At 68.7% G+C, this 511-nt stretch carries 1 pseudogene; it reads left to right on the top strand.

Going from position 1 to position 511, the window contains the following annotated elements:
- A pseudogene (locus C9411_RS25370) lies at positions 1-511 on the top strand (type IV secretion protein Rhs); the annotation flags it as partial.

The raw sequence follows: 511 nt of genomic DNA, 5'->3' as shown, positions 1-511 counted from the left end.
GGCGAGCTGCAATACCAGTGGGATGCGTTGGCCAACCTGCAGGCGCTGACGCTGCCGCAGGGCGATCGCCTGCAGTGGCTGTATTACGGCTCCGGCCACGCCAGCGCCATTAAATTCAACCAGCAGGTGGTGAGCGAATTCACCCGCGATCGCCTGCACCGGGAAACCGGCCGCAGCCAGGGGGCGCTGCAGCAGCAGCGGCGTTACGACGCCATGGGCCGCCGCAGCTGGCAGAGCAGCGCCTTCGGCCACGACAAACTGACCCGGCCGGAAGACGGCGTGCTGTGGCGCGCTTATCGCTATACCGGCCGCGGCGAGCTGGCCGGAGTGAGCGACGCGCTGCGCGGCGAAGTGCACTACGGTTACGACGCCGAAGGCCGCCTGCTGCAACACCGCGAACCCAATCAGGGCAAACCGGGCGCGCGGCTGGTGTACGATCTGGCGGATAACCTGCTGGGCGAGCGCAGCCCGCAGAGCGACATCGACGCGCACCTGCCGCTGGCGCCGATCG

Source organism: Serratia sp. Nf2 (assembly GCF_003028435.1).
Lineage (GTDB): Bacteria > Pseudomonadota > Gammaproteobacteria > Enterobacterales > Enterobacteriaceae > Serratia > Serratia marcescens_L.
The sequence above is the reverse complement of the archived record's forward strand: the minus strand, read 5'-3'. Positions and strand labels throughout refer to the sequence as shown.